The following is a 21,764-nucleotide window of genomic DNA, read 5'->3' as shown; positions in this document are numbered from 1 at the left end:
CAGCGGGGATGCCGGCGCGATTCGGGCCGACATGGCACGGCGTTTGCGTAAGCTGGTTCGGACGCGTCAATGGCGATTCGTCCGCAGTACCGAATACATACGCGCCCGGCAACGGGCTTCATGGGCAACGGCGTCCTACGCATCGGGTCTCGACGAGACCGGGTGCGCAGGACGCCGTTTTTCGTTTGGCGGATGACATGACCGACAAAGCTACCCGTATCGATCTCTTCAGCCTCCGCACCGCGCCGATGCGCGCGTTCCACCTGACGTGGATGGCGTTTTTCGTGTGCTTCTTCGCGTGGTTCGCTTGCGCGCCGCTGATGCCGCTCATCGCACGCGAATTTCATCTGACGGCGGCACAGGTCGCCAACATCAACATCGCCGCGGTGGCCGCGACGATCGCCGTGCGGCTGCTCGTCGGCCCGCTGTGCGACCGCTTCGGCCCGCGCCGCGTGTATGCCGGCCTGCTGCTGCTCGGCGCGATTCCCGTGTTCGCCGTGCCGTTCGCGCATGACTACCTGACGTTCCTGATCTGCCGGCTCGGCATCGGCGCGATCGGCGCGGGCTTTGTGATCACGCAGTACCACACGTCGGTGATGTTCGCGCCGAACGTGGTCGGTACCGCGAACGCGACGACGGCCGGCTGGGGCAATGCGGGCGCGGGCGCGACGCAGGCGCTGATGCCGCTGCTGGTCGCCGCCGGCCTGATGCTCGGCTTCGGCGAAAGCTCGTCGTGGCGTGTCGCGCTGGTCGTGCCGGGCGTCGCGATGCTCGTGATGGCGTGGGCGTACTGGCGCTTCACGCAGGATTGCCCGCAAGGCGACTTCATCGCGCTGCGCAAGGAGGGCATCACGGTCGACAGCGGCAAGAAGGGCGGCTGGGCGAGCTTCGTCGCTGCATGCGGCAACTATCGCGTGTGGATGCTGTTCGTCACGTACGGCGCGTGTTTCGGCGTCGAGGTGTTCATCCACAACATCGCCGCGCTGTACTACGTCGATCACTTCAGCCTGTCGCTGAAGGATGCGGGCCTCGCGGCCGGCATGTTCGGGCTGCTCGCGCTGTTCGCCCGCGCGCTCGGCGGCTGGCTGTCCGACAAGATCGCCGCGCGCCGCAGCCTCGACGTGCGCGCGGCGCTGCTGTGCGCGCTGATCGTCGGCGAAGGGCTCGGGCTGATCTGGTTCTCGCATGCGCAAAGCGTCGGCATCGCACTCGTCGCGATGCTGACCTTCGGCCTGTTCACGCACATGGCCTGCGGCGCGACCTACGCGCTGGTGCCGTTCATCGACCGCAAGGCGCTCGGCGGCGTTGCGGGGATCGTCGGCGCGGGCGGCAACGTCGGCGCGGTCGCCGCGGCCTTCCTGCTGAAGGGTATCGGCGACGTGCAGCACACGCTGAGCCTGCTCGGGCTCGCCGTCACCGCGACCGCGCTGTGCGCGATGGCCGTGCGCTTCACCGAAGAACACAAGGCTCGCGAGGCCGAGCTGCGCGACCGCGCGCTGGCCGCCGCCGCGAACGCCGCCAACTGATCGAGCGAAGGAAACGTCATCATGAAACTCATCGTCATCGGTCACGGGATGGTCGGCCACAAGCTGCTCGAGTGCGTCGCGGCGGAAGCGGGCGCGTCGGCGGCGCTGCAGGTCACCGTGCTCGGCGAGGAGCCGCGCCCGGCCTACGATCGCGTGCACCTGTCCGATTTCTTCGCGGGCAAGTCGGCGGACGACCTGTCGCTCGTCGAACCCGGCTTCTTCGAGCGCCATCCGCAATTCGACCTGCGCCTGAACGCGCGCGTCGCATCGATCGACCGTGCCGCGCATACGGTCACGCTCGTATCGGGCGAAACGCTCGCGTACGACAAGCTGGTGCTCGCGACGGGCTCGCGCCCGTTCGTGCCGCCGATGCCGGGGCACGATCGCGCCGGCTGCTTCGTGTACCGGACGATCGAGGATCTCGAAGCGATGCAGGCGTGCGGCACGCACGCGAAGCGCGGCGTCGTGGTCGGCGGCGGGCTGCTTGGCCTCGAATGCGCGAAGGCGCTGCGCGACATGGGGCTCGACACGCACGTCGTCGAATTCGCGCCGCGGCTGATGGCCGTGCAGGTCGACGACGGCGGCGGCCGGATGCTGCGCGCGAAGATCGAGGCGCTCGGCGTGACCGTGCATACGGGCAAGAACACGCTCGAGATCGTCGATGGCGAAGCGGGCACGCACCGGATGGCGTTCGCCGACGGCACGCACCTCGATGCCGACATGATCGTGTTCTCGGCCGGCATCCGCGCGCGCGACGAGCTGGCGCGTGCATGCGGGCTCGACGTCGGCCCGCGCGGCGGCGTCGCGATCGACGACGCATGCCGCACCAGCGACGCCGACATCTACGCGATCGGCGAATGCGCGGCGTGGAACGGCATGGTGTACGGCCTCGTTGCCCCCGGCTACGACATGGCGCGCGTGGTCGCGAAGCAGCTCGGCGGCGACGCGAACGAGGCACCCGCGTTCGCCGGCGCCGACATGAGCACCAAGCTGAAGCTGATGGGCGTCGACGTCGCGAGCATCGGCGACGCGCACGGCACGACGGCCGGCAGCCGCACGTACCAGTATGCGGACGAGCGCCGGCAGGTCTACAAGAAGCTCGTGGTGTCCGACTGCGGCAAGTTCCTGCACGGCGCGGTAATGGTCGGCGACGCGGCCGAATACGGCACGCTGCTGCAGATGATGCTGAACCGCATCGAGTTGCCCGAGTCGCCCGAATTCCTGATCCTGCCGTCGTCGGACGGTGCGGCGAAGCCGGCGATCGGCGTCGATGCGCTGCCGGACGGCGCGCAGATCTGCTCGTGCAACAACGTGTCGAAATCGCAGATCTGCACGGCGGTCGCCGACGGCGCGACGAGCCTCGGTGCGCTGAAGTCGTGCACGGGCGCCGGCACGTCGTGCGGCGGCTGCGTGCCGCTCGTCACGCAGATCATGAAGGCCGAGATGAAGAAGCAGGGCCTCGCGGTCAACAACCATCTGTGCGAGCACTTCCCGCATTCGCGCCAGGAGCTGTTCCACCTGATCCGCGTCGAGCGCATCACGACGTTCGACGAACTGCTCGCGAAACACGGCCGCGGGCTCGGCTGCGACGTGTGCAAGCCGGCCGTCGCGGGCATCCTCGCGTCGTGCTTCAACGAGTTCGTGCTGAAGAAGGAACATGCGGGGCTGCAGGATTCGAACGACTACTACCTCGCGAACATCCAGCGCGACGGCACGTACTCGGTCGTGCCGCGCATGCCGGGCGGCGAGGTCACGCCGGAAGGGCTGATCGCGGTCGGGCAGGTCGCGCAGAAGTACGGGCTTTACACGAAGATCACCGGCGGCCAGCGTGTCGACCTGTTCGGCGCGCGTGTCGAGCAACTGCCGTCGATCTGGGAAGAGCTGATCGCGGCCGGCTTCGAATCGGGGCATGCGTACGGCAAGGCGCTGCGCACCGTGAAGTCGTGCGTCGGCTCGACGTGGTGCCGCTACGGCGTCGACGATTCGGTCGGCCTCGCGATCGAGCTCGAGAACCGCTATAAGGGCCTGCGCGCGCCGCACAAGATCAAGTTCGGCGTATCGGGCTGCACGCGCGAGTGCGCGGAAGCGCAGGGCAAGGACGTCGGCATCATCGCGACCGAGAAGGGCTGGAACCTGTACGTGTGCGGCAACGGCGGGATGAAGCCGCGCCACGCGGAGCTGCTCGCGTCCGACCTCGATCGCACCACGCTGATGCGCTACATCGACCGCTTCCTGATGTTCTACGTGCGCACGGCCGACCGGCTGCAACGCACGAGCGTATGGCGCGACAACCTCGAAGGCGGGCTCGACTACCTGGCCGACGTGGTCGTGCACGACAAGCTCGGGATCGCGGCCGAACTCGAAGCCGACATGCAGCACGTGGTCGACACCTACGAGTGCGAATGGAAGAAGGCCGTCACCGATCCCGACACGCGCAAGCGCTTCCGCCACTTCGTGAACAGCGATGCGCCGGACGCGAACATCGCGTTCGTCGAGACGCGCGGCCAGATTCGCCCCGCGACGCCCGACGAGCGCGTGCGCGGCAAGCCCGTGACGATTCCCGTCGTCGCCGAAAGCGCGACGCAGGCCGTGACCGAATCCGCAACCGTTTGACCCTGACCGACACCAGCGTCTTTTCCAAGGAGCCCATCATGAACGATCGTCTTCCGCTGTCCTGGACCCGCGTGTGCCCGCTCGACGACATCGTGCCGAACACCGGCGTGTGCGCTCTCGTCAACGGCGAGCAGGTCGCGGTATTTCACGTCGCGCACGCCGACGGCGGCGTGTTCGCGATCGACAACGTCGATCCCGTGTCGCAGGCGGCCGTGATGTCGCGCGGGCTGATCGGCAGCCTCGGCGAGCGCGTCGTCGTCGCGTCGCCGCTGTACAAGCAGCATTTCGACCTGCGCACCGGCGAATGTCTCGAAGCGCCCGAGCAGTCGGTGAGCGCGTATCCGTCGCGGGTCGAGGACGGCTTCGTGTGGATCGCGGCCTGACCGCCCCGGAGCGCGCATGACCGCCACCCCCGTCAAGAGCGTGTGCCCGTACTGCGGCGTCGGCTGCGGGATGGTGCTGCACGTCGAGGATGACGAAGTCGTCAAGGTATCCGGCGACTCCGACCATCCGACCAACTTCGGGCGGCTGTGCACGAAGGGATCGTCGGCGCACGTCGCGCTGCGCCGCTCCGGGCGGCTCGACCGCGCGTTCGTGCGGCGTGCGCGCGAGGACGACCTCGTGCCGCTGCCGGCGCGCGACGCGATCGCCGAGACCGCGCGCCGCCTGCGCGCGGTGCTCGATGCGCACGGCCCCGACGCGCTGTCGTTCTACGTGTCGGGGCAGATGTCGATCGAGGCGCAATACCTCGTCAACAAGCTCGCGAAGGGCTTCGTCGGCACCAACAACATCGAGTCGAACTCGCGCCTCTGCATGGCGAGCGCGAGCACCGGCTACAAGCAGTCGCTCGGCGCGGACGGCCCGCCCGGGTCGTACCAGGACTTCGACCGCGCGAACCTGTTCTTCGTGATCGGCGCGAACATGGCCGATTGCCACCCGATCCTGTTCCTGCGGATGATGGATCGCGTGAAGGCCGGCGCGAAGCTGATCGTCGTCGATCCGCGCCGCACCGGCACGGCCGACAAGGCCGACCTGTTCCTGCAGATCCGCCCAGGCACCGATCTCGCGCTGACGAACGGGCTGCTGCACCTGCTGCATGCGAACGGCCGCACCGATGCCGCGTTCATCGACGCGTACACGGAAGGCTGGGACGCGATGCCGGCGTTCCTCGCCGACTACACGCCCGAGCGCGTCGCGGAAATCACCGGGCTCGCGGAAGCCGACCTGCGCACGGCCGCGCAATGGATCGGCGACGCGCAGGAGTGGATGAGCTGCTGGACGATGGGGCTCAACCAGAGCACGCACGGCGTGTGGAACACCAACGCGATCTGCAACCTGCATCTCGCGACGGGCCGCATCTGCCGCCCCGGCAGCGGGCCGTTCTCGCTGACCGGCCAGCCGAACGCGATGGGCGGGCGCGAGATGGGCTACATGGGCGCCGGGCTGCCGGGCCAGCGCTCGGTGCTGTCCGACGACGACCGGCGCTTCGTCGAGCACCTGTGGCGCGTGCCGGCCGGCACGCTGCGCAAGGAGACGGGGCAAGGCACCGTCGACCTGTTCGCGCGAATGGCGGCCGGCGACATCAAGGCGTGCTGGATCGTCTGCACGAATCCGGTCGCGACCGTGCCGAACCGGCAGAACGTGATCGCCGGGCTGCAGGCCGCGGAACTCGTGATCGCGCAGGACGCGTTCCTCGACACCGAGACCAACCGCTACGCGGACATCCTGCTGCCCGGCGCGCTGTGGGCCGAGGGCGACGGCGTGATGGTCAACTCCGAGCGCAACATGACGCTGATGCACGCGGCGGTCGCACCGCCCGGCGATGCGCTGCCCGACTGGCGCATCGTCGCGGAAGTCGCGCGCGCGATGGGCTTCGGCGACGCGTTCGACTATGCGTCGGCGGCCGACGTGTTCGACGAGATCGTGCGTTTCTCGAATCCGGCGACGGGCTACGACCTGCGCGGCGCGAGCCATGCGGCGCTGCGCGACGGCCCGGTGCAGTGGCCGGTCGCGCCGGGCACCGCGCGCGAGCGGCACCCGATCCGCTACCTGAACGACGGCGTGAGCCAGACGCCGCGCACGGCGGCCGACGGGCGCGATGCGCCGCATCTCGCGTTCCCGACGCCGTCGGGCAAGGCGCGCTTCTTCGCACGGCCGCACGTCGCGCCGGCCGAGCTGCCCGACGACACGTTCCCGATCGTGCTGAACACCGGGCGGCTGCAGCATCAATGGCACACGATGACGAAGACGGGCAAGGTCGCGATGCTGAACAAGCTGAACCCGCGCCCGTTCGTCGAGCTTCACCCGGACGATGCGAGCGCGCTCGGCATCGCCGCGAAGGACAGCGTCGAGGTCCGTTCGGCGCGCGGCCGCGCGGTGCTGCCGGCCGTCGTGACCGAGCGCGTGCGGCGCGGCAACTGCTTCGCGCCGATGCACTGGAACGATGTGTACGGCGACGACCTGTGCATCAACGCGGTGACGAACGATGCGATCGATGCCGAATCGCAGCAACCCGAACTGAAATATTGCGCGGTCGCGCTGCGGCGCGTCGAGACCGACGCGTTCGCGTCCGCCGACGACGAGACGGCGCAACCCGATGCATGCGCCGCCGACGCACGGCCCGCTTCGGCGATGGTGCAGGCCACTGCTTCACAGGAATCCGACATGGCAGACATCGACACTTTCGCGGCCGCGCTCGGCGTGACCGACCTCGGGCCGCCGCCGCTGACCGACACCGAGCGGCTGTACGTGGCCGGCCTCGTCAGCGGGCTGAAGGCGAGCGCCGGCCGGCGCGAGGGCGGCGTGCCGGTGCTGCCGGCCGGCGCGCCGCTCACGCCGCCGGTGCGGTTCTGGCTCGACGGGATGCTCGCGGGCCTGTTCAGCCGTTCGCTGCCCGCGAGTTCGCAGGTTGCCGCCGCACCGGCACTGCCGGCCGATGCCGCCGCACCCGGCGGCGTGCGGATCGTGCGCACGCGCCCGAAGGTCGTGCTGCTGTGGGCGTCGCAGACCGGCAACATCGAATCGCTGACCGAGGATTACGCGACGCAGCTGATGAACGCGGGCTTCGAGATCCGCACCGCGTGCATGTCCGACTATCCGGTCGCGTCGCTCGCGGGCGCGCAATACGTGCTGCTGATGACGAGCACGTTCGGCGACGGTGACGCGCCCGACAACGGCAGCGAATTCTGGGACGCGCTGCAGGCCGGCAGCGCCGCGCGCCTCGACGGCGTGCACTTCGCGGTGCTCGCGTTCGGCGATCGCAACTACGACCAGTTCTGCGGCCACGGCCGCCGGCTCGACGCGCGGCTCGCGGAACTCGGCGCGGCGCGCCTGTGCGCGCGGGTCGATTGCGACGTCGAATTCCAGAACGATGCGGACCAGTGGCTCGAACGCGTCGTCGCGCGGATCAAGGAGGCCGATGCCGCGCTGCACGCGGTGCCGTCCGGCGGAATGAGCCCGTCGGGGCTGCTGCCGTCGAAGGCGCATCCGGCGCCGTCGAAGCTTGTCGCGAACCTGCGGCTGAACCGTCCGGGCGCCGCGAAGGACACGCGTTATGTGTCGCTGTCGACCGAAGGCGCGAACCTCGAATACGAAACCGGCGACGCGCTCGGCGTGTGGCCGACCAATTGCCCGGAGCTGGTCGACGAGTTGCTGTCGGTCACCGCGCTGAAGGCCGACGCGCCCGTGTCGGTGGCGGGTGTCGGCGACGTGCGGCTCGGCGATGCGCTCGCGCGCCACTTCGACATCACGCGCCCGCATCCGGATACGCTCGCGTTCATCGCGTCGCGCAGCGCGAACGGCGCGCTGAAGTCGCTGCTCGGCGACGAGCGCAAGGGCGACCTGAAGCAATGGTTGTGGGGGCAGCAGCTTGCGGACGTGCTGCACGAGTTTCCGGTCGAGCTGTCGGGCACCGAGCTGGTCGGGATGCTGAAGCGGCTTCAGCCGCGCCTTTATTCGATCGCATCGAGCCCGAGCGCGCACCAGGGCGAGATTCACCTGACCGTGTCGGCCGTGCGTTATCACAACGGCCGGCGCGCGCGCAAAGGCGTCGCGTCGACGTTTCTCGCCGATCGCGCGGACGACGGCCGCGTGCCCGTGTTCGTGCAGAAGTCCGCGCATTTCCGGCCGCCGGTGAACGGCGACGTGCCGATCGTGATGGTCGGCCCGGGCACCGGCGTCGCGCCGTTCCGCAGCTTCCTGCACGAGCGGCAGGCGCGCGGCGCGCGCGGCCGCAACTGGCTGTTCTTCGGCGAGCAGCACGCGCAGACCGACTTCTACTACGGCGACGAACTGGGCGCGATGCACGACAGCGGCTTCCTGACGCGGCTCGATCTCGCGTTCTCGCGCGACCAGGCCGACAAGATCTACGTGCAGGACCGGATGCGCGAGCAGGGCGCCGAGCTGTTCGCATGGCTGGAGGAAGGCGCGCACTTCTACGTGTGCGGCGACGCGTCGCGGATGGCGAAGGACGTCGATACGGCGCTGAAGGCGGTCGTCGCCGAGCACGGCGGGATGTCGGACGACGACGCGAACGACTACGTCGCGCGGCTCGCGAAGGCGCGGCGCTATATGCGGGACGTGTATTGAGCGCAGGCGGAGCGGCTTGACGCAGCCGTGCCGGCTTGCTGTCCCGGCACGGTGGCCGGCCAGCCGGCGGCGATCCGGGCTGCCGGGATGGCCGTTCTGCAACGCGTTTCCGCCGCCGGGGGTCGAAGCGGCGAGCCGGACCGTGACGATGGGGATCGGGCAGTGCGTCGTGCCGAGGTTGCCGGCGTCGTGGCTGCGCGAGGGGCCCGCCGGTGATTTCGTGCTCGCCCGCGCAGCCCGGCCGGGAGAAATTCCCCCAAATACGCGGTCCGTCATTCATCAGATGAAAAAACCGCCCCGGTTCCCGGTATGATGCGCACCTTGCGTTGATCGGTCGCATGATTTTGATGCGATGTTGACGCGTCCCGCGTGCCACAAAACCCCACAATGCGGACCTGAAAGATTCTGTAATATAAATTCCGTATACTCGTAAGTTCTGATCCAGGCGCCACCTGCCTCCGTCTTCGGCCGACCGCCCACGCAGAACAACCAGATATGTCGCCGCCGGGCCATCCCGCGCCGCGACTCGCTATGCACCACCACTGAACAACCTATGTCTTCCCGCCACCCTGGGTCGCCGGGCCGTGCCGCGGCGGCGATCGCCCGTGTCTCGGCGCTGGTTCGCAACGAGCGCGTGCTGTCGCCGCTGCTCGCGTTCGGCATCGGCCTGCTGCTGATCGTCGTTTTCCAGCACCTGTCGGAATCCGTCGACTACCGGTCGGTGATCCGCCAGTTGCGCCACATGTCCGTCGGCGAATGGGGCGCGTCGCTGGCCGCGACGGCCCTCAGCTATCTCGCGCTCGTCGCCCGCGACGCGGTCGGCCTGCGTTATGTCGGCGCGAAGGTGCCGCGCGCCGCGCTGTGGATCGGCGCGATCGCCGGATCCGCGCTCGGCAACGCGACCGGCTTCGGCGCGCTGACGGGCGGCGCGGTTCGCGCGCGCGTGTACGGCGTGTCGGGCGTCACGCCCGCGCAGATCGGCCGGATGACGGTATTCACGAGCGGCACGCTGGCGCTTGCGATGGTGCTGATGACGGCGGTCGGCATGGTCTGCGTGCCGGAGGCGCTCGCCGCGATGCTGCACGTCGCGCCCGGCGTGCTCACCTGGGGCGGCGCGGCGCTGCTCGTGGTGCTGGCCGCGCTGGTCGTCATGTGCGGCAACACCGCGCGCCCGGTCGTCACGCGCTTCAAGTGGCTGTCGTTCGACGTGCCGGCGCGGCGCGATCTCGTCGCGCAGGTCGTCTACGCGGTGCTCGACGTGGTCGCCGCGGGCCTGACGCTGTGGGTGTTGCTGCCGGCCGCGCCGGTCGGCTTCCCGACCTTCATCACCGTGTACGCGGCCGCGCTGCTGCTCGGGATGATCGGCCATACGCCGGGCGGGATCGGCGTGTTCGAAGCCGCGATGGTCTTCACGCTCGGCCGCGAAGTGCCCGCGCACGCGATGGTCGCCGCGCTGATCGCGTATCGCGCGATCTATTTCGGCGTGCCGCTCGTGCTGTCGGCCGGCCTGCTGGCCGGTTTCGAGGGCCGCGCGCTGAGGCGCCGGCTCGTGACGCGGCAGGCCGCGCGCGTGTCGCTGCTCGCGCCGCTGTTCCTGAGCCTCGTGACGTTCGCGGTCGGCAGCATGCTGGTGATCTCGAGCGCGACGCCCGCGTTCTGGCACCGGATCGCGATCCTGCGCCACCTCGTGCCGCTGTGGGTGCTCGAAGGCTCGCAGGTGATCTGCAGCGTGCTCGGCGTCGCGCTGCTGTTCGTCGCGCGCGGGCTGCTGCGCCGCCTCGACGGCGCATGGTGGATGACCTTCGCGTTGACGCTCGCGAGCCTCGCGCTGTCGCTGGCGAAGGGCCTCGCGTTCGTCGAGGCCGGCGTGCTCGGCACGCTGCTGGTGCTGCTGCTCGTCAGCCGCCGCCGCTTCAACCGTCATTCGTCGCTGCTCGCCGAGCGCTTCACGGTGAGCTGGTTCGTGTCGGTGACGATGGTGCTGATGCTGGCCGTGTGGGTGCTGTTCTTCGCGTTCCGCGACGTGCCGTACACACGCGAGCTGTGGTCGCATTTCTCGTTCGACGCGCGCGCGCCGCGTGCGCTGCGCGCGACGCTCGCGGCCGGCGTGTTCGTCGCGATGTTCGCGCTGTGGCAATTGCTGCGCCCGGCGCCCGGCCGTTTCGTGAAGCCCGCGCCGCAGGATCTGTTCGATGCCGAACGGATCATCCGCGCGCAGGAATGCAGCGATGCGGGCCTCGCGCTGATGGGCGACAAGTCGTTTCTGTTCTCCGAATCGCGCCAGGCGTTCCTGATGTACGCGAAGTACGGCCGCACGTGGGCCGCGCTGCACGACCCGGTCGGGCCGCGCGAGGAATGGCCGGCGCTGATCGGCAAGTTCATTGCGCTCGCGCACGCGCACAGCGGCCGCGCGGCGTTCTACCAGGTGCGCGCGAACGCGCTGCCGCTGTATCTCGACGCGGGGCTCACGCTGATGAAGCTCGGCGAGGAAGCGCATATCGCGCTCGACCAGTTCGACCTGAAGGGCTCGAACCGCTCGCACCTGCGCTACGCGCTGCGCCGCGGCGACAAGGACGCACTGACGGTCGAGGTGATCGCGCCGGGCGACGTGCCGCTCGCGCTGCCGGCGCTGCGCGACATCTCGGACGGCTGGCTCGACAGCCGCGACGCGCGCGAGAAGAGCTTCTCGGTTGCCGCGTTCCACGACGGTTATCTCGCGACGCAGTCGGTGATGCTCGTGCGGCAGGCCGACAAGCCGATCGCGTTCGTCACGTTCATGACGACCGACCTCAACACCGAGGCGACGGTCGGCGTGATGCGCCATCTGCCGGACGCGTCGCCGTACGCGATGGAATATCTGTTTACGCAGCTCGCGCTGCATCTGAAGGAAGCGGGTTTCCGCAAGCTGAGCCTGGGCATCGCGCCGTTCTCGGGGATGGGGGCGGCGAAGATGCCGTCGCCGTGGCACCGGCTCGGGCTGATGGTCTGGCGCTTCGGCGGCCGCTTCTACAACTTCCGAGGCTTGCGCGCTTTCAAGAGCAAGTTCGAACCGCACTGGGAGCCGCGTTACCTCGCGGCCTCGGGCTCGGTCGGCGTGTTCGTCACGCTTGCGGATCTGTCATTGCTGGCTGGAGGTCGGCGTTCATGATGTCGAAGAACAGAATCGCGCGGGCGGCAGCCGCCTGCGCGGGAATGATGCTGGCCGGCGCCGTGTGCGCTGCGCAACCGGCCGCGGTGAAGGCCGAAACCGTGTCGGGCGGCCGCTATGGGCCCGTCACCGTGACCAGGCCGAGCGGGCCGCTGCGCGGCTTCGTCGTGCTGTTCTCGCGTGAGGCCGGCTGGAATGCCGCCGATCAGCAGGCCGCCGATGCGCTCGCGAAGGCCGGTGCGATGACGGTCGGCGTCGATTCCGAGCGTTATGCGACGAACCTCGCTGCGAAGCAGGAGACCTGCCATCACCTCGACGGCGACGCCGAGGCGGTCAGCCACCAGCTCGAACGCCTCGCGCAGTCGTCGCGCTATTTCACGCCGATCGTCGCGGGCGTGGGCCGGGGCGGTGCGATCGCGAAGCAGATCCTGGCGATGGCGCCGGAGAGCACGATCGCCGGCGTCGTATCGGTCGCCCCGGCACCGAAGCTCGATCCGCGCTTCAAGCCGTGCCCGCCCGATCCGACGATCGTGCGCCGCGCGATGCCGGGCTTCGTCGAAACGGCTGCCGCGGGCGATACCACGAAACTCGTGTCGCTCGTCGCGTCGCACCTGCGTGACAACAGCAGCAGCGGCGACGAACTCGACGTGTCGGACCTGCCGCTCGTCGAGCTGCCGGCCAAGGGCGGCAGCGATCGGCTCGCGATCGTGATCTCGGGCGACGGCGGCTGGCGCGATCTCGACAAGACGATCGCCGAGGCGCTGCAGCGCGACGGCGTGTCGGTGGTCGGCATCGACAGCCTGCGCTATTTCTGGAGCGAGAAGCCGCCCGCGCAGGTGAGCCGCGATCTCGCGCGCGTGATGCGCACGTACATGGCGCGCTGGCATGCGAACCGTGTCGCGCTGGTCGGTTATTCGTTCGGCGCCGACGTGATGCCGTTCGCGTACAACCGGCTGCCGGCCGACCTGCGCGACAAGGTCGCGGTGATGTCGCTGCTCGGCTTCGCGCCGTCCGCCGATTTCCAGATCCGCGTGACGGGCTGGCTCGGCATGCCCGCGAGCGACAACGCGCTGAAGGTCGCGCCGGAAATCGCGAAGGTGCCGCCGCAGCTCGTGCAGTGCTTCTATGGCGCGGAAGAGAAGGACACGATGTGTCCGGCGCTCGTGAACACGGGCGCCGACGTGATCAAGACGCAGGGCGATCACCACTTCGGCCGCGACTACATCGCGCTCGAGAAGAAGATCCTCGGCGGGTTCGGCAAGCCGGTGGCGGCGCGCTGAACGCCGGTGCCCGCGCTTCGCGGCGGGCGCCGGCCGGTTTGCTTCCGGTTCATCGTACGGGCGGCCAGCGTGCCGCCCGTTTCATTTTGAAGCCTGCGTCGCCGTGCCGTGCGGCGGCGTTGCCGTTCTCGCATCGCGCTGATAGAAGCCCGGAAACCGGTCGAGCTGCCGCCGCGCGGCCGCGATGTCCGTGTCGTCGCCGAGCACCGCGCTCGAAAACCCCGTGCGTTCCATCAGCAGCAACTGGTCGACCAGCACGTCGCCGGTCGCGCGCAGGTCGCCGGCAAAGCCGAAGCGCTTGCGCAGCAGGTATGCCTGGCTGTACGCACGGCCGTCGGTGAACGACGGGAACTGCAGGTCGATGCGTGAAGCCTGTGCGATCCGCGCGGCAAGCGGCGGCAGTTCCTCGTCGTTGCCGATCGTCAGCGTCGAATCGTCGTGTTCCTGCGTATCGCCCGCGTGTTCGGCCGGCGTCAGCAGCCGGATGCGTGCGTTCGTGCTTGCGTTGTCGCTGGCTGGTTTCATGCGTGCTCCGCCTGGTGGCGCGCGTCGTTCGCGGCGGCCTTGAACGGTTCCGCGCCGATGCGGCGCACCGTGTCGATGAATCGTTCGCTGCGGCCGTTCGCCTCGATCCGCGCGTCGAGATACGCGTTGACGATCGCGTCGACGACATCGACGATTTCGTCCGCCGAGAACGACGGGCCGATCACCTTGCCCGGCTGCGCGGGGCCGCTCGCGATCGAACCGTCCGACCCGCCGAGCGTCACCTGGTACCACTCCGCGCCGTCCTTGTCGACGCCGAGGATGCCGAGGTGGCCGCTGTGATGGTGGCCGCACGAGTTGATGCAGCCGCTGATGTGCAGATCGATGTCGCCGACGTCGTGCAGCAGGTCGAGATCCTGGAAGCGCTCGGCGATCGCGTCGGCGATCGGGATCGAGCGCGCGTTCGCAAGCGCGCAGAAGTCGCCGCCCGGGCAGGCGATCATGTCGGTCAGCAGCCCGACGTTCGCGCTGGCGAGACCGATCGCGCGTGCGTTTTCCCACAGCAGGAACAGGTCGTCGACATGTACCCACGGCAGCACGACGTTCTGCGTATGCGTGACGCGCGCCTCGCCGGCCGAATAGCGGTCGGCGAGATCGGCGAGCGCGTCGAGCTGGTCCGGCGACGCGTCGCCGGGCGCTTGCAGGCGGCGCTTGAACGACAGCGTGACGATGCGCAGCGCCGGATCGCGATGATCGGCGACATTGCGTGCGAGCCAGCGCGCGAATGCCGGATGACGGCTGGCCTGCGCGGATAAGCGCGCATTCGCGTCGTGCAGGTCGAGCGTGCGCGGCTTGAGCCGCGGCGGCACGAACGATGCGGCGACGCGATCGAATTCGGCCTGCGCAATCGTGTGCGGGCCGCCGTCATGGTCGACGATCTGGCGGAACTCCTCCTCGACGTCGTCGATGTAGCGCTGCCCCTCGGTCTTGACGAGGATCTTGATCCGCGCCTTGTACTTGTTGTCGCGCCGCCCGTAGCGGTTGTACACGCGGACGATCGCCTCGATGTAGTTCATCACGTGCCGCCACGGCAGGAACGCGCGCAGCAGCGTCGCGATCATCGGCGTGCGGCCCATCCCGCCGCCGACGCTCACGCGAAAGCCGAGTTCGCCCGCGTCGTCGCGCACGAGCTTCAGCCCGACGTCGTGCCAGTCGGTCGCCGCGCGGTCTTCGGTCGCACCGGTGATCGCGATCTTGAACTTGCGCGGCAGGAACGCGAACTCGGGGTGCAGCGTCGTCCACTGGCGCATCACTTCGGCGAACGGGCGCGGATCGGCGATCTCGTCAGGCGCGACACCCGCGCGCTCGTCGCACGAGATATTGCGGATGCAGTTGCCGCTCGTCTGGATGCCGTGCATGTCGACGGTCGCGAGCAGGTCCATCACGTCGGCCGCCTTCGCGAGCGGAATCCAGTTGAACTGCACGTTGGTGCGCGTAGTGAAGTGCGCGCTGCGGGTCGGCAGGCGCAGCGTGCCGAGCAGCGCCTGCGCATCGCTCGCGGCGCGGTAGGTGGCGTCGTCGGGCACGTCGTAGTCGCGCGCGATCCGTGCGAGCACGCGAAGCTGCGCGCTCGACAGCTCGCCGTACGGCACGGCGACGCGCAGCATCGGCGCGTGGCGCTGCACATACCAGCCGTTCTGCAGGCGCAGCGGCCGGAACGCGTCTTCGCTCAGCGTGCCGTGCTGCCAGCGTTCGAGCTGGTCGCGAAACTGGGCGGCGCGGCTCAGCACGAGCGCCCGGTCGAATTCGGTATATCGATACATGACGTGATACGCGAGAGGAGCCGCGGCGCGGCATGCGCATGGCTCGAAGGGGCGTTGCGACGGATGTCGGGCAACGGAAGACAGCGTAGGGAACGCGGTGCGGCGGGACAAGCAGCAGATAGGGACGAAAAGGGCGCAGCAGATGGCGGGTGCGTGGCCAGCGCGGCGGGCCGGGCATGCGTCGTGCATGCCCATGGCCGGTTGATGTGTCTTATGCGTCGGCGTCGGCGTCGACGACGAGCGCCGGATCGAGCGCGCGGATGCGCTGGTCGATGAAGTAGCCGCCGCCTTCCTGATAGCGCAGGAACAGGCGGCCGCACGAGCGGCAGCGGCTGACGTTGCAGCGGTTGTACGGGAAATGACGCAGCGCGATCGGTGCCTCGTCCGACGCGTAGCGCGTACCGGCCGGATGATATTCCGCATAGGTCGGCCCGGTATCGCCGGGCGGCGCGAGCGTGGCTACTTCGGTCAGTTGCGCTTCCGGCAGCGACAGCGGCAGGCTCGTCCATCCGGCGAGCGAGGTCTTCGTGCACGTGCAAGGCTGCGTGACATGCGCCGCATCGGCCGTCAGTTTCAACAGCGCGTCATGATCGAGGTAGGGCAGTTGGCTCATGGGAATTCTTGAAAAAGCGGCGAGACCGGCAATGTAACCCGCGCGCGGATTGGCTGCATGGCCGTGGCCCGCGCGCCGGCGGCGCGCATCGTGCCCATCGCGCGCTTCAACCGGCCTTGCGAACCGGCGGCTGCGCGACCAGTTCGCCGAGCACGCGGATCGCGCGCTCGATGTCGTGGCTCCACGGATGGCCGAAGTTCACGCGCACGCAGCGTTCGAAGCCGTGCGTTGCCGAAAACAGCGGCCCCGGCGCGAAGCTGATGCCGCGCGCGATCGCCTGGCGATGCAGTTCCATCGCGTCGATCGCTTCGGGGAACGCGAGCCACAGGAAATACCCGCCTTCGGGCCGCGCCCACTCGACGCCGGCCGGCAGCCAGCGCCGCAGCGCATCGTCCATCCGGTCGAGCTGCGTGTGCAGCGCGCCGCGCAGCTTGCGCAGATGGCGGTCGTAACCGCCGTGCTCGAGATAGTTCGCGATGCCGGCCTGCGCGGGAATGCTTGCCGACAGCGTCGTCATCAGCTTGAGCCGCTGCACCTTCTCCGCGAACCGGCCGGCGGCGGCCCAGCCGATCCGGTAGCCGGGCGCGAGTGTCTTCGAGAACGAACTGCAGTGCATCACGAGGTCCTGTTGGTCGAACGCGCGCGCCGGCAACGGATAGTCGGGGCCGAAATGCAGTTCGCCGTAGACGTCGTCCTCGATCAGCGGCACCTCGCGCGCCGCGAGCAGGTCGACGAGCGCGCGCTTTTTTTCGGCGGACAGCGTGACGCCGGTCGGGTTCTGGAAATTGGTCATGAACCAGCACGCGCGGATGTCGTGCCGGTCGAGCGCGTTCGCGAGCGCATCGAGATCGAGGCCCGTGCGCGGATCCACGGGAATCTCGACCGCGCGCAGGTCGAGCCGCTCGATCGCCTGCAGCGCCGCATAGAAGCCGGGCGCCTCGACGGCGACGACGTCGCCGGGCCGCGTGACGGCCATCAGGCACAGGTTCAGCGCTTCGAGCGCGCCGTTCGTGACGACGATCTCGTCGATCGGCTGCGACACGCCCGTCGCGAGATAGCGCCGCGCGATCTGCTGACGCAGCGCCTCGTTGCCGGGCGGCAGGTCGACGACCGTGCTCCACGGGCTGACGAGCCGCGTGGCTTGCGCGAGCGACTTCGCGAGGCGCTGCAGCGGAAACAGGTGCGGCGACGGGAACGCGGAGCCGAGCGGCACGATGCCGGGCTGCGTCGCCGCGTCGAGGACGGAGAACACGAGGCTGCTGATGTCGACCTTGCGCGACGCGCCGGCACGGCTCGCGCGGCGCTTCGCGGCCGGGCCTGCTTCGGGCGTTGCGCCCGGCGCGACGTAGTAGCCCGAGCGTTCGCGCGCACGGATCAGCCCCCACTGTTCGAGCAGGTAGTACGCACGAAACACCGTCGACTGGCTCACGCCGTGCTGCGCGATGAGTTGCCGCAGCGAAGGCAGGCGCGTGCCGACCGCGAGGTTGCCGTTGCGGATGTCGTCGGCGATCGTGTGGGCGAGGGTTTCGTAGCGTTTCATCGGCGTGGACGGGGGCGCCTTCGCCGCGCGCGGGCCGGAGTGGCGCCGCGCCGGCGGGCGCGGGTCATTGTCCGATGCACGGCCCGAAAAGAAAAGCGCGGGCGGCGCGGCGAGGGTGCCGTGGCCGCACCGGAACAAGCTGCCCGGCACATATCCGCCGAGCCCGGCCGCCGGGAGTCGCGAGCAGCGCAGGCAGCATGCGCCACGTGCCGAGCGACGCGAGCGAGAAGCCGCGCGACTGCAGCAGGTAGCTCGGGAGCCAAGTGACGAAGCAGCAGATCGCGAAGTTCACGCAGGCGTGGCGCTGACGGTCATTCCCGCGGACGGAGGCGGACCGGCGCAATCGGCGTCGACGGTCGCAGGCATTCGTGCGACGCATGCGGGGCGTCGTCATCGCAACCGTCATCGCGATGCGGACCGGCCAACGTCCGGCAACGCACATTCTTCCGATCATTCCTCGCCCGGCTTGCCGCGTTCCTGCGCCCGCAACGAGATCGGATCGACGCTGCGTCGCGCACGTCGCCGTCTGCATGCGCGACGCCTGCCGCGTGCGGCTATTTCCAATTGCGCGCCCATATTTTTTATGGTCTTGTTGCGGGATATCGCATCGACTCGAAAAAGGATAGTCGAATGCAGCCGGGCGATTCATACGGGGTCCGTTTCATCAGGGGAATCGGCGCGCGTACGCGCGCCCGCGGCGCCGTGCGCGTGCTGCTCGTCATCTTGACGCTGGGCTTGCTGGCGCCCGGCCTGCCGGCTTTCGCCGACTCTCCCGAAACCGTCAACGACAGCGTGCTGCGCGTGCTGGCCTGGCCCGGTTATGCGGATCGCGACGTCGTCCGCGCATTCGAGGCGCGGTTTCATGTGCGTGTCGAAGTGACGTTCGTCGATTCCGACGAAGCGCTGTGGGCGCGGATGCACAGCGCGGCGCCGCCGCCGTACGACGTGCTGGCCGCGAACACGGCCGAGATCCAGCGCTATGCGCACGAACGCCTGCTCGCGCCGATCGACCTCGCGCGCATCCCGAACCGGCGGCGGCAGTTGCCGAACTTCCGGCAGCTCGCGACGATCGGCGGGCTCGTGCAGGACGGCGCGACCTATGCGATCCCGTTCACGTATTCGTCGATGGGGTTGATCTACGACCGCAAGCAGGTTCCGGCCGCGCCGCGCTCGATGCGCGAGCTGTGGAATCCGCGCTATCGCGGCAAGGTGCTCGACTTCAACAGCGCGCAGCACAATTTCTCGTTCGCGGCGCTGGCGCTCGGTTATCCCGATCCGTTTCGCCTGTCGCCCGCGCAGACGCTCGCCGTCGCGCGCAAGCTGATCGACCTGCGCCGCAACCTGCTGACGTACTACACGCTCCCCGAAGAGGCGACCGCGCTGTTCGTCCGGCATCGCGCGGCGCTGATGTTCGGCAACTACGGCACGCAGCAGGTCGAGCTGTTGCGTCGCGCCGGCGCGGACGTCGGCTACGTGATTCCGGACGAAGGCGCGCTTGCGTGGCTCGACTGCTGGGCCGTCACGCGCGGCGCGCAGCGTGACGAGCTCGCGTTCGCGTGGATCAACTACATGCTCGAACCGGCGATCGGCGCGCTGCTGACCGAGCGCCAGGGGCTCGCGAATACGCTCGAACGGCCGCCGGGCCTCGACACCGGGAGCCAGCATCTCGTGTGGCTGCAGCCCGTCGAGGACATCGAGCGGCGCGAATCGCTGTGGAGCCGCATCGTGTCGGGCGACCGGCCGGAGCGGTTCGACAAATGATCCGGCTCGGGCTCACGTCGAAGCTGTCGGCGCTGTTCGCGTGCATCGGCGTGATCGCGTCCGGCACGACCGGCTATTACGCGTATCACGCGAACCGCACGATGCTCGTGCAGGAAGCGCAGCACAGCCTGCTGATGTCGACCCAGCTGCTCGGGCAGCGCTTCACGACCGCGCTGTCCGACGTCGCCGCCGATGCGCTCGTGCTCGCGCAGTTGCCGTCGTCCGCGCTCGTCGCGGGCAGCGACAATCCGGACAGCGCGCGACACACGCGGCTCGAGCAGGTGTATTACAGCTTCATGAAAAATCATCCGGAATACCTGCAGATTCGCCTGATCGAGAGCGGGCAATTCGGGCTCGAGCGCATTCGCGTCGATCGCGATGCGCACGGCATCGTCGTGCTGCCGGAAAGCGCGTACCAGGAAAAAGGACAGTTTTCCTACGTATTCGATACGCTCGCGACGGCGCCCGGCCATATCTACGTGTCGCCGATCGCGATCAACCACGAGACGGGTTCGCACGCGGCCGAAGGGCTGCCGATCGTGCGCGTGGGCACGCCGGTCGTCGACACGTCGGGCCAGACGGTCGGCGCGCTTGTCGTCGATGTCGAACTGCCGCGCGTGTTCGACCGGCTCGAACGCGATCTGCCGGAAGACTATGCGGTGTATCTCGCGAACGAGTGGGGCGATTTCCTCGTGCATCCCGATCCGGCGCAGACGTTCGGCTTCGATCGCGGCCGGCGCGTGCTGATGCAGGACCGTTTTGCCGTCACGCGCGAACTGTTCGACGGCGCGCGCACGAGCGTGACGCTCAATGGCCTCGAGCAGCCCGACGCGGCGCCGGGGCAGATGTTCGCGTTCGCGCGCACGCCGTTCGGGCACGACGAGGGCAACCGTTTCGTCGTGCTCGGGATGGCGCGTCCGCTTGCCGACGTGCTGGCGCCGGCCGGCGTGCTCGGCGATCGGATCGTCCGGATGGTGCTCGTGTCGAGCCTGATGGCGGTGATCCTCGCGATCCTGTTCGCGAGCGCGATCACGCGGCCGCTGCAGGCGCTCGCGCGTGCCGCGACGCACGTGTTCGACGATCCGGCCGCCGAACGGCTGCCGGTCGGACGTGCCGACGAGATCGGCGTGCTCGCGCGCTGTTTCGACAGCATGCGTGTCGAGATCCGCACGCAGGTCGCGATGCTGCGCGCGAAGCAGCAGGAGCTCACGCACCTCGCCGGCCACGATCCGCTGACCGCGCTGCCGAACCGCCTGCTGTTCATGGAGCATCTCGATGCCGCGATCCGGCATGCCACTGCGGTGCGCGAAGGGCTGGCCGTGATGTTCGTCGATCTCGACCGCTTCAAGCAGATCAACGACCAGCACGGGCATTCGGCCGGCGACCGCACGCTCGTCGCGGTCGCGAAGCGGCTGAGCCTCGCGCTGCGCAACGGCGACATGGTCGCGCGGCTCGGCGGCGACGAATTCATCGTGCTGATTGCGGATGTGCGGTCACCGGCGATGATCGGCGATGTCGCGTCGCGCATCCAGATCGTGATGGCCGAGGAGCTGGAGTTCGGCGACCGGCGTGTGGCCGTCGGTGCGAGCATCGGCGTCAGCGAGTTTCCGGCCGACGGCTCGTCGGCCGAGGAGCTGCTCGTCAAGGCCGACGCGGCGATGTATGCGGCGAAGGCGTCCGCGCAGTGCGCGTACGTGCGCTATCAGGACCTGGTCGGCGGCGCCGCCGCGACGGACCCGGCCGAGGCCGGCCGCGTCGCATCGGGCGGCAGCCGGTGACCGTCGATGACCGCGGGCCGATAAAACACGCGATGCAAACGCAACGAGCCCGTCACGGACGGGCTCGTTGCATGTGCGGACTGCGCGCGGGGCGCGCAGCGGCAGGCTTAATGACCGAAGTAGACCGAGTCGCGCGGGCTTTGCGCCTTGGCGGCCGGTGCGCCGCCCTGGACGGTCGCGGCCGGTTGCGCACCGTAGCCGGTATTGTCGGCGGCGCGCACGCGGGCTTGTGCGGCCTGGATGCCGTCCGGGTAGTGCGGGCTCGACAGGCCCGGCGTGTAGCCGGCTTTTTCGAGCTGGACCAGTTCGTCGCGCACCTGGGCGCGGGTCACGGTGCTTTGGGCGAATGCGCCGAACGAGGCGGACAGGGCGACAGCGGCAACGACTGCGGAAACGAGCGATTTCATGATGACCTCCGATGTTTGTCTTGGCTTTCCGCGTTCGACACCATGTCGTAAGCGGTTGATTACATCGTAGGCGTCGGCCGCCCTAGGGTAAACGTGGATTTCGGCGAAAGATCGTTGCGGCTGGGGTAATAATTCCGGGATAAATACCTTCTGTCCCCATTCGATATTGCCGGATTTGCAAGGGCGCGGTGGGGCAGGCGGGGGC

General features: G+C 68.9%; 13 protein-coding genes. 8 read left to right on the top strand and 5 right to left on the bottom strand.

What is annotated here, in order from left to right; all coding sequences use genetic code 11:
- The first annotated feature begins 197 nt into the window (after nt 1-197).
- The 6 genes from GD429_RS11630 to GD429_RS11595 all read left to right on the top strand — a co-directional run bounded on the left by GD429_RS11630 (nt 198) and on the right by GD429_RS11595 (nt 13,154).
- Nucleotides 198-1,526: an MFS transporter gene (locus GD429_RS11630; protein ID WP_152857064.1), complete on the top strand. Its 1,329-nt coding sequence runs from the start codon at nt 198-200 to the stop codon at nt 1,524-1,526.
- A gap of 21 nt (nt 1,527-1,547) precedes the next feature.
- Nucleotides 1,548-4,139 carry a nitrite reductase large subunit NirB gene (gene nirB, locus GD429_RS11625; RefSeq protein ID WP_152857063.1) on the top strand — a complete coding sequence of 864 codons (2,592 nt, stop codon included), beginning with the start codon at nt 1,548-1,550 and terminating at the stop codon, nt 4,137-4,139.
- A gap of 38 nt (nt 4,140-4,177) precedes the next feature.
- Entirely contained in the window at nt 4,178-4,522 is a 345-nt protein-coding gene (gene nirD / locus GD429_RS11620; RefSeq protein ID WP_047903106.1) for a nitrite reductase small subunit NirD, read from the top strand.
- 16 nt (nt 4,523-4,538) lie between these two features.
- Nucleotides 4,539-8,726 carry a bifunctional nitrate reductase/sulfite reductase flavoprotein subunit alpha gene (locus tag GD429_RS11615; RefSeq protein ID WP_152857062.1) on the top strand — a complete coding sequence of 1,396 codons (4,188 nt, stop codon included), beginning with the start codon at nt 4,539-4,541 and terminating at the stop codon, nt 8,724-8,726.
- A gap of 553 nt (nt 8,727-9,279) precedes the next feature.
- A complete protein-coding gene (gene mprF, locus GD429_RS11600) occupies nt 9,280-11,874 on the top strand; it encodes a bifunctional lysylphosphatidylglycerol flippase/synthetase MprF (RefSeq protein WP_152857060.1) in 2,595 nt (864 codons plus the stop codon).
- Nucleotides 11,871-13,154 carry a virulence factor family protein gene (locus tag GD429_RS11595; RefSeq protein ID WP_152857059.1) on the top strand — a complete coding sequence of 428 codons (1,284 nt, stop codon included), beginning with the start codon at nt 11,871-11,873 and terminating at the stop codon, nt 13,152-13,154. The genes mprF and GD429_RS11595 overlap by 4 nt, the downstream gene beginning before the upstream one ends.
- 81 nt (nt 13,155-13,235) lie before the next feature.
- Here the strand turns inward: GD429_RS11595 and GD429_RS11590 are convergent, their stop codons facing one another.
- The 4 genes from GD429_RS11590 to GD429_RS11575 all read right to left on the bottom strand — a co-directional run bounded on the left by GD429_RS11590 (nt 13,236) and on the right by GD429_RS11575 (nt 17,613).
- A complete protein-coding gene (locus GD429_RS11590) occupies nt 13,236-13,679 on the bottom strand; it encodes a DUF934 domain-containing protein (RefSeq protein WP_152857058.1) in 444 nt (147 codons plus the stop codon).
- On the bottom strand, nt 13,676-15,460 hold the full coding sequence (locus GD429_RS11585) for a nitrite/sulfite reductase (RefSeq protein WP_152857057.1): 1,785 nt from the start codon (nt 15,458-15,460) through the stop codon (nt 13,676-13,678). The genes GD429_RS11590 and GD429_RS11585 overlap by 4 nt, the downstream gene beginning before the upstream one ends.
- Before the next feature lie 211 nt (nt 15,461-15,671).
- Nucleotides 15,672-16,073 carry a hypothetical protein gene (locus GD429_RS11580; RefSeq protein ID WP_152857056.1) on the bottom strand — a complete coding sequence of 134 codons (402 nt, stop codon included), beginning with the start codon at nt 16,071-16,073 and terminating at the stop codon, nt 15,672-15,674.
- 106 nt (nt 16,074-16,179) lie between these two features.
- Nucleotides 16,180-17,613: a PLP-dependent aminotransferase family protein gene (locus GD429_RS11575; protein ID WP_152857177.1), complete on the bottom strand. Its 1,434-nt coding sequence runs from the start codon at nt 17,611-17,613 to the stop codon at nt 16,180-16,182.
- Between the two features lie 630 nt (nt 17,614-18,243).
- On the opposite strand from GD429_RS11575, the gene GD429_RS11565 reads away from it, so the two are divergent.
- Nucleotides 18,244-19,374, top strand: coding sequence for an extracellular solute-binding protein (locus GD429_RS11565; RefSeq protein ID WP_152857055.1), 1,131 nt, complete (start codon nt 18,244-18,246; stop codon nt 19,372-19,374).
- Nucleotides 19,371-21,152 carry a diguanylate cyclase domain-containing protein gene (locus GD429_RS11560; protein ID WP_152857054.1) on the top strand — a complete coding sequence of 594 codons (1,782 nt, stop codon included), beginning with the start codon at nt 19,371-19,373 and terminating at the stop codon, nt 21,150-21,152. Before GD429_RS11565 ends, GD429_RS11560 begins: the two co-directional genes overlap by 4 nt.
- Nucleotides 21,153-21,259: 107 nt before the next feature.
- On the opposite strand, the gene GD429_RS11555 is transcribed toward GD429_RS11560, so the two are convergent.
- Entirely contained in the window at nt 21,260-21,559 is a 300-nt protein-coding gene (locus GD429_RS11555; RefSeq protein ID WP_152857053.1) for a DUF4148 domain-containing protein, read from the bottom strand.
- Nucleotides 21,560-21,764 lie beyond the last annotated feature (205 nt).

It is taken from the genome of Burkholderia sp. BE17 (assembly GCF_009362305.1).
In the GTDB taxonomy this organism is placed as follows: Bacteria; Pseudomonadota; Gammaproteobacteria; order Burkholderiales; family Burkholderiaceae; genus Burkholderia; species Burkholderia pyrrocinia_C.
This window is presented reverse-complemented; position numbering and strand designations above follow the sequence as displayed.

What these genes read in the sequence shown, in the direction of transcription:
- GD429_RS11630 (WP_152857064.1), top strand. Translation starts at nt 198, where the DNA reads ATGACCGACAAAGCTACCCGTATCGATCTCTTCAGCCTCCGCACCGCG.
- nirB (WP_152857063.1), top strand. Translation starts at nt 1,548, where the DNA reads ATGAAACTCATCGTCATCGGTCACGGGATGGTCGGCCACAAGCTGCTC.
- nirD (WP_047903106.1), top strand. Translation starts at nt 4,178, where the DNA reads ATGAACGATCGTCTTCCGCTGTCCTGGACCCGCGTGTGCCCGCTCGAC.
- GD429_RS11615 (WP_152857062.1), top strand. Translation starts at nt 4,539, where the DNA reads ATGACCGCCACCCCCGTCAAGAGCGTGTGCCCGTACTGCGGCGTCGGC.
- mprF (WP_152857060.1), top strand. Translation starts at nt 9,280, where the DNA reads ATGTCTTCCCGCCACCCTGGGTCGCCGGGCCGTGCCGCGGCGGCGATC.
- GD429_RS11595 (WP_152857059.1), top strand. Translation starts at nt 11,871, where the DNA reads ATGATGTCGAAGAACAGAATCGCGCGGGCGGCAGCCGCCTGCGCGGGA.
- GD429_RS11590 (WP_152857058.1), bottom strand. Translation starts at nt 13,679, where the DNA reads ATGAAACCAGCCAGCGACAACGCAAGCACGAACGCACGCATCCGGCTG.
- GD429_RS11585 (WP_152857057.1), bottom strand. Translation starts at nt 15,460, where the DNA reads ATGTATCGATATACCGAATTCGACCGGGCGCTCGTGCTGAGCCGCGCC.
- GD429_RS11580 (WP_152857056.1), bottom strand. Translation starts at nt 16,073, where the DNA reads ATGAGCCAACTGCCCTACCTCGATCATGACGCGCTGTTGAAACTGACG.
- GD429_RS11575 (WP_152857177.1), bottom strand. Translation starts at nt 17,613, where the DNA reads ATGAAACGCTACGAAACCCTCGCCCACACGATCGCCGACGACATCCGC.
- GD429_RS11565 (WP_152857055.1), top strand. Translation starts at nt 18,244, where the DNA reads ATGCAGCCGGGCGATTCATACGGGGTCCGTTTCATCAGGGGAATCGGC.
- GD429_RS11560 (WP_152857054.1), top strand. Translation starts at nt 19,371, where the DNA reads ATGATCCGGCTCGGGCTCACGTCGAAGCTGTCGGCGCTGTTCGCGTGC.
- GD429_RS11555 (WP_152857053.1), bottom strand. Translation starts at nt 21,559, where the DNA reads ATGAAATCGCTCGTTTCCGCAGTCGTTGCCGCTGTCGCCCTGTCCGCC.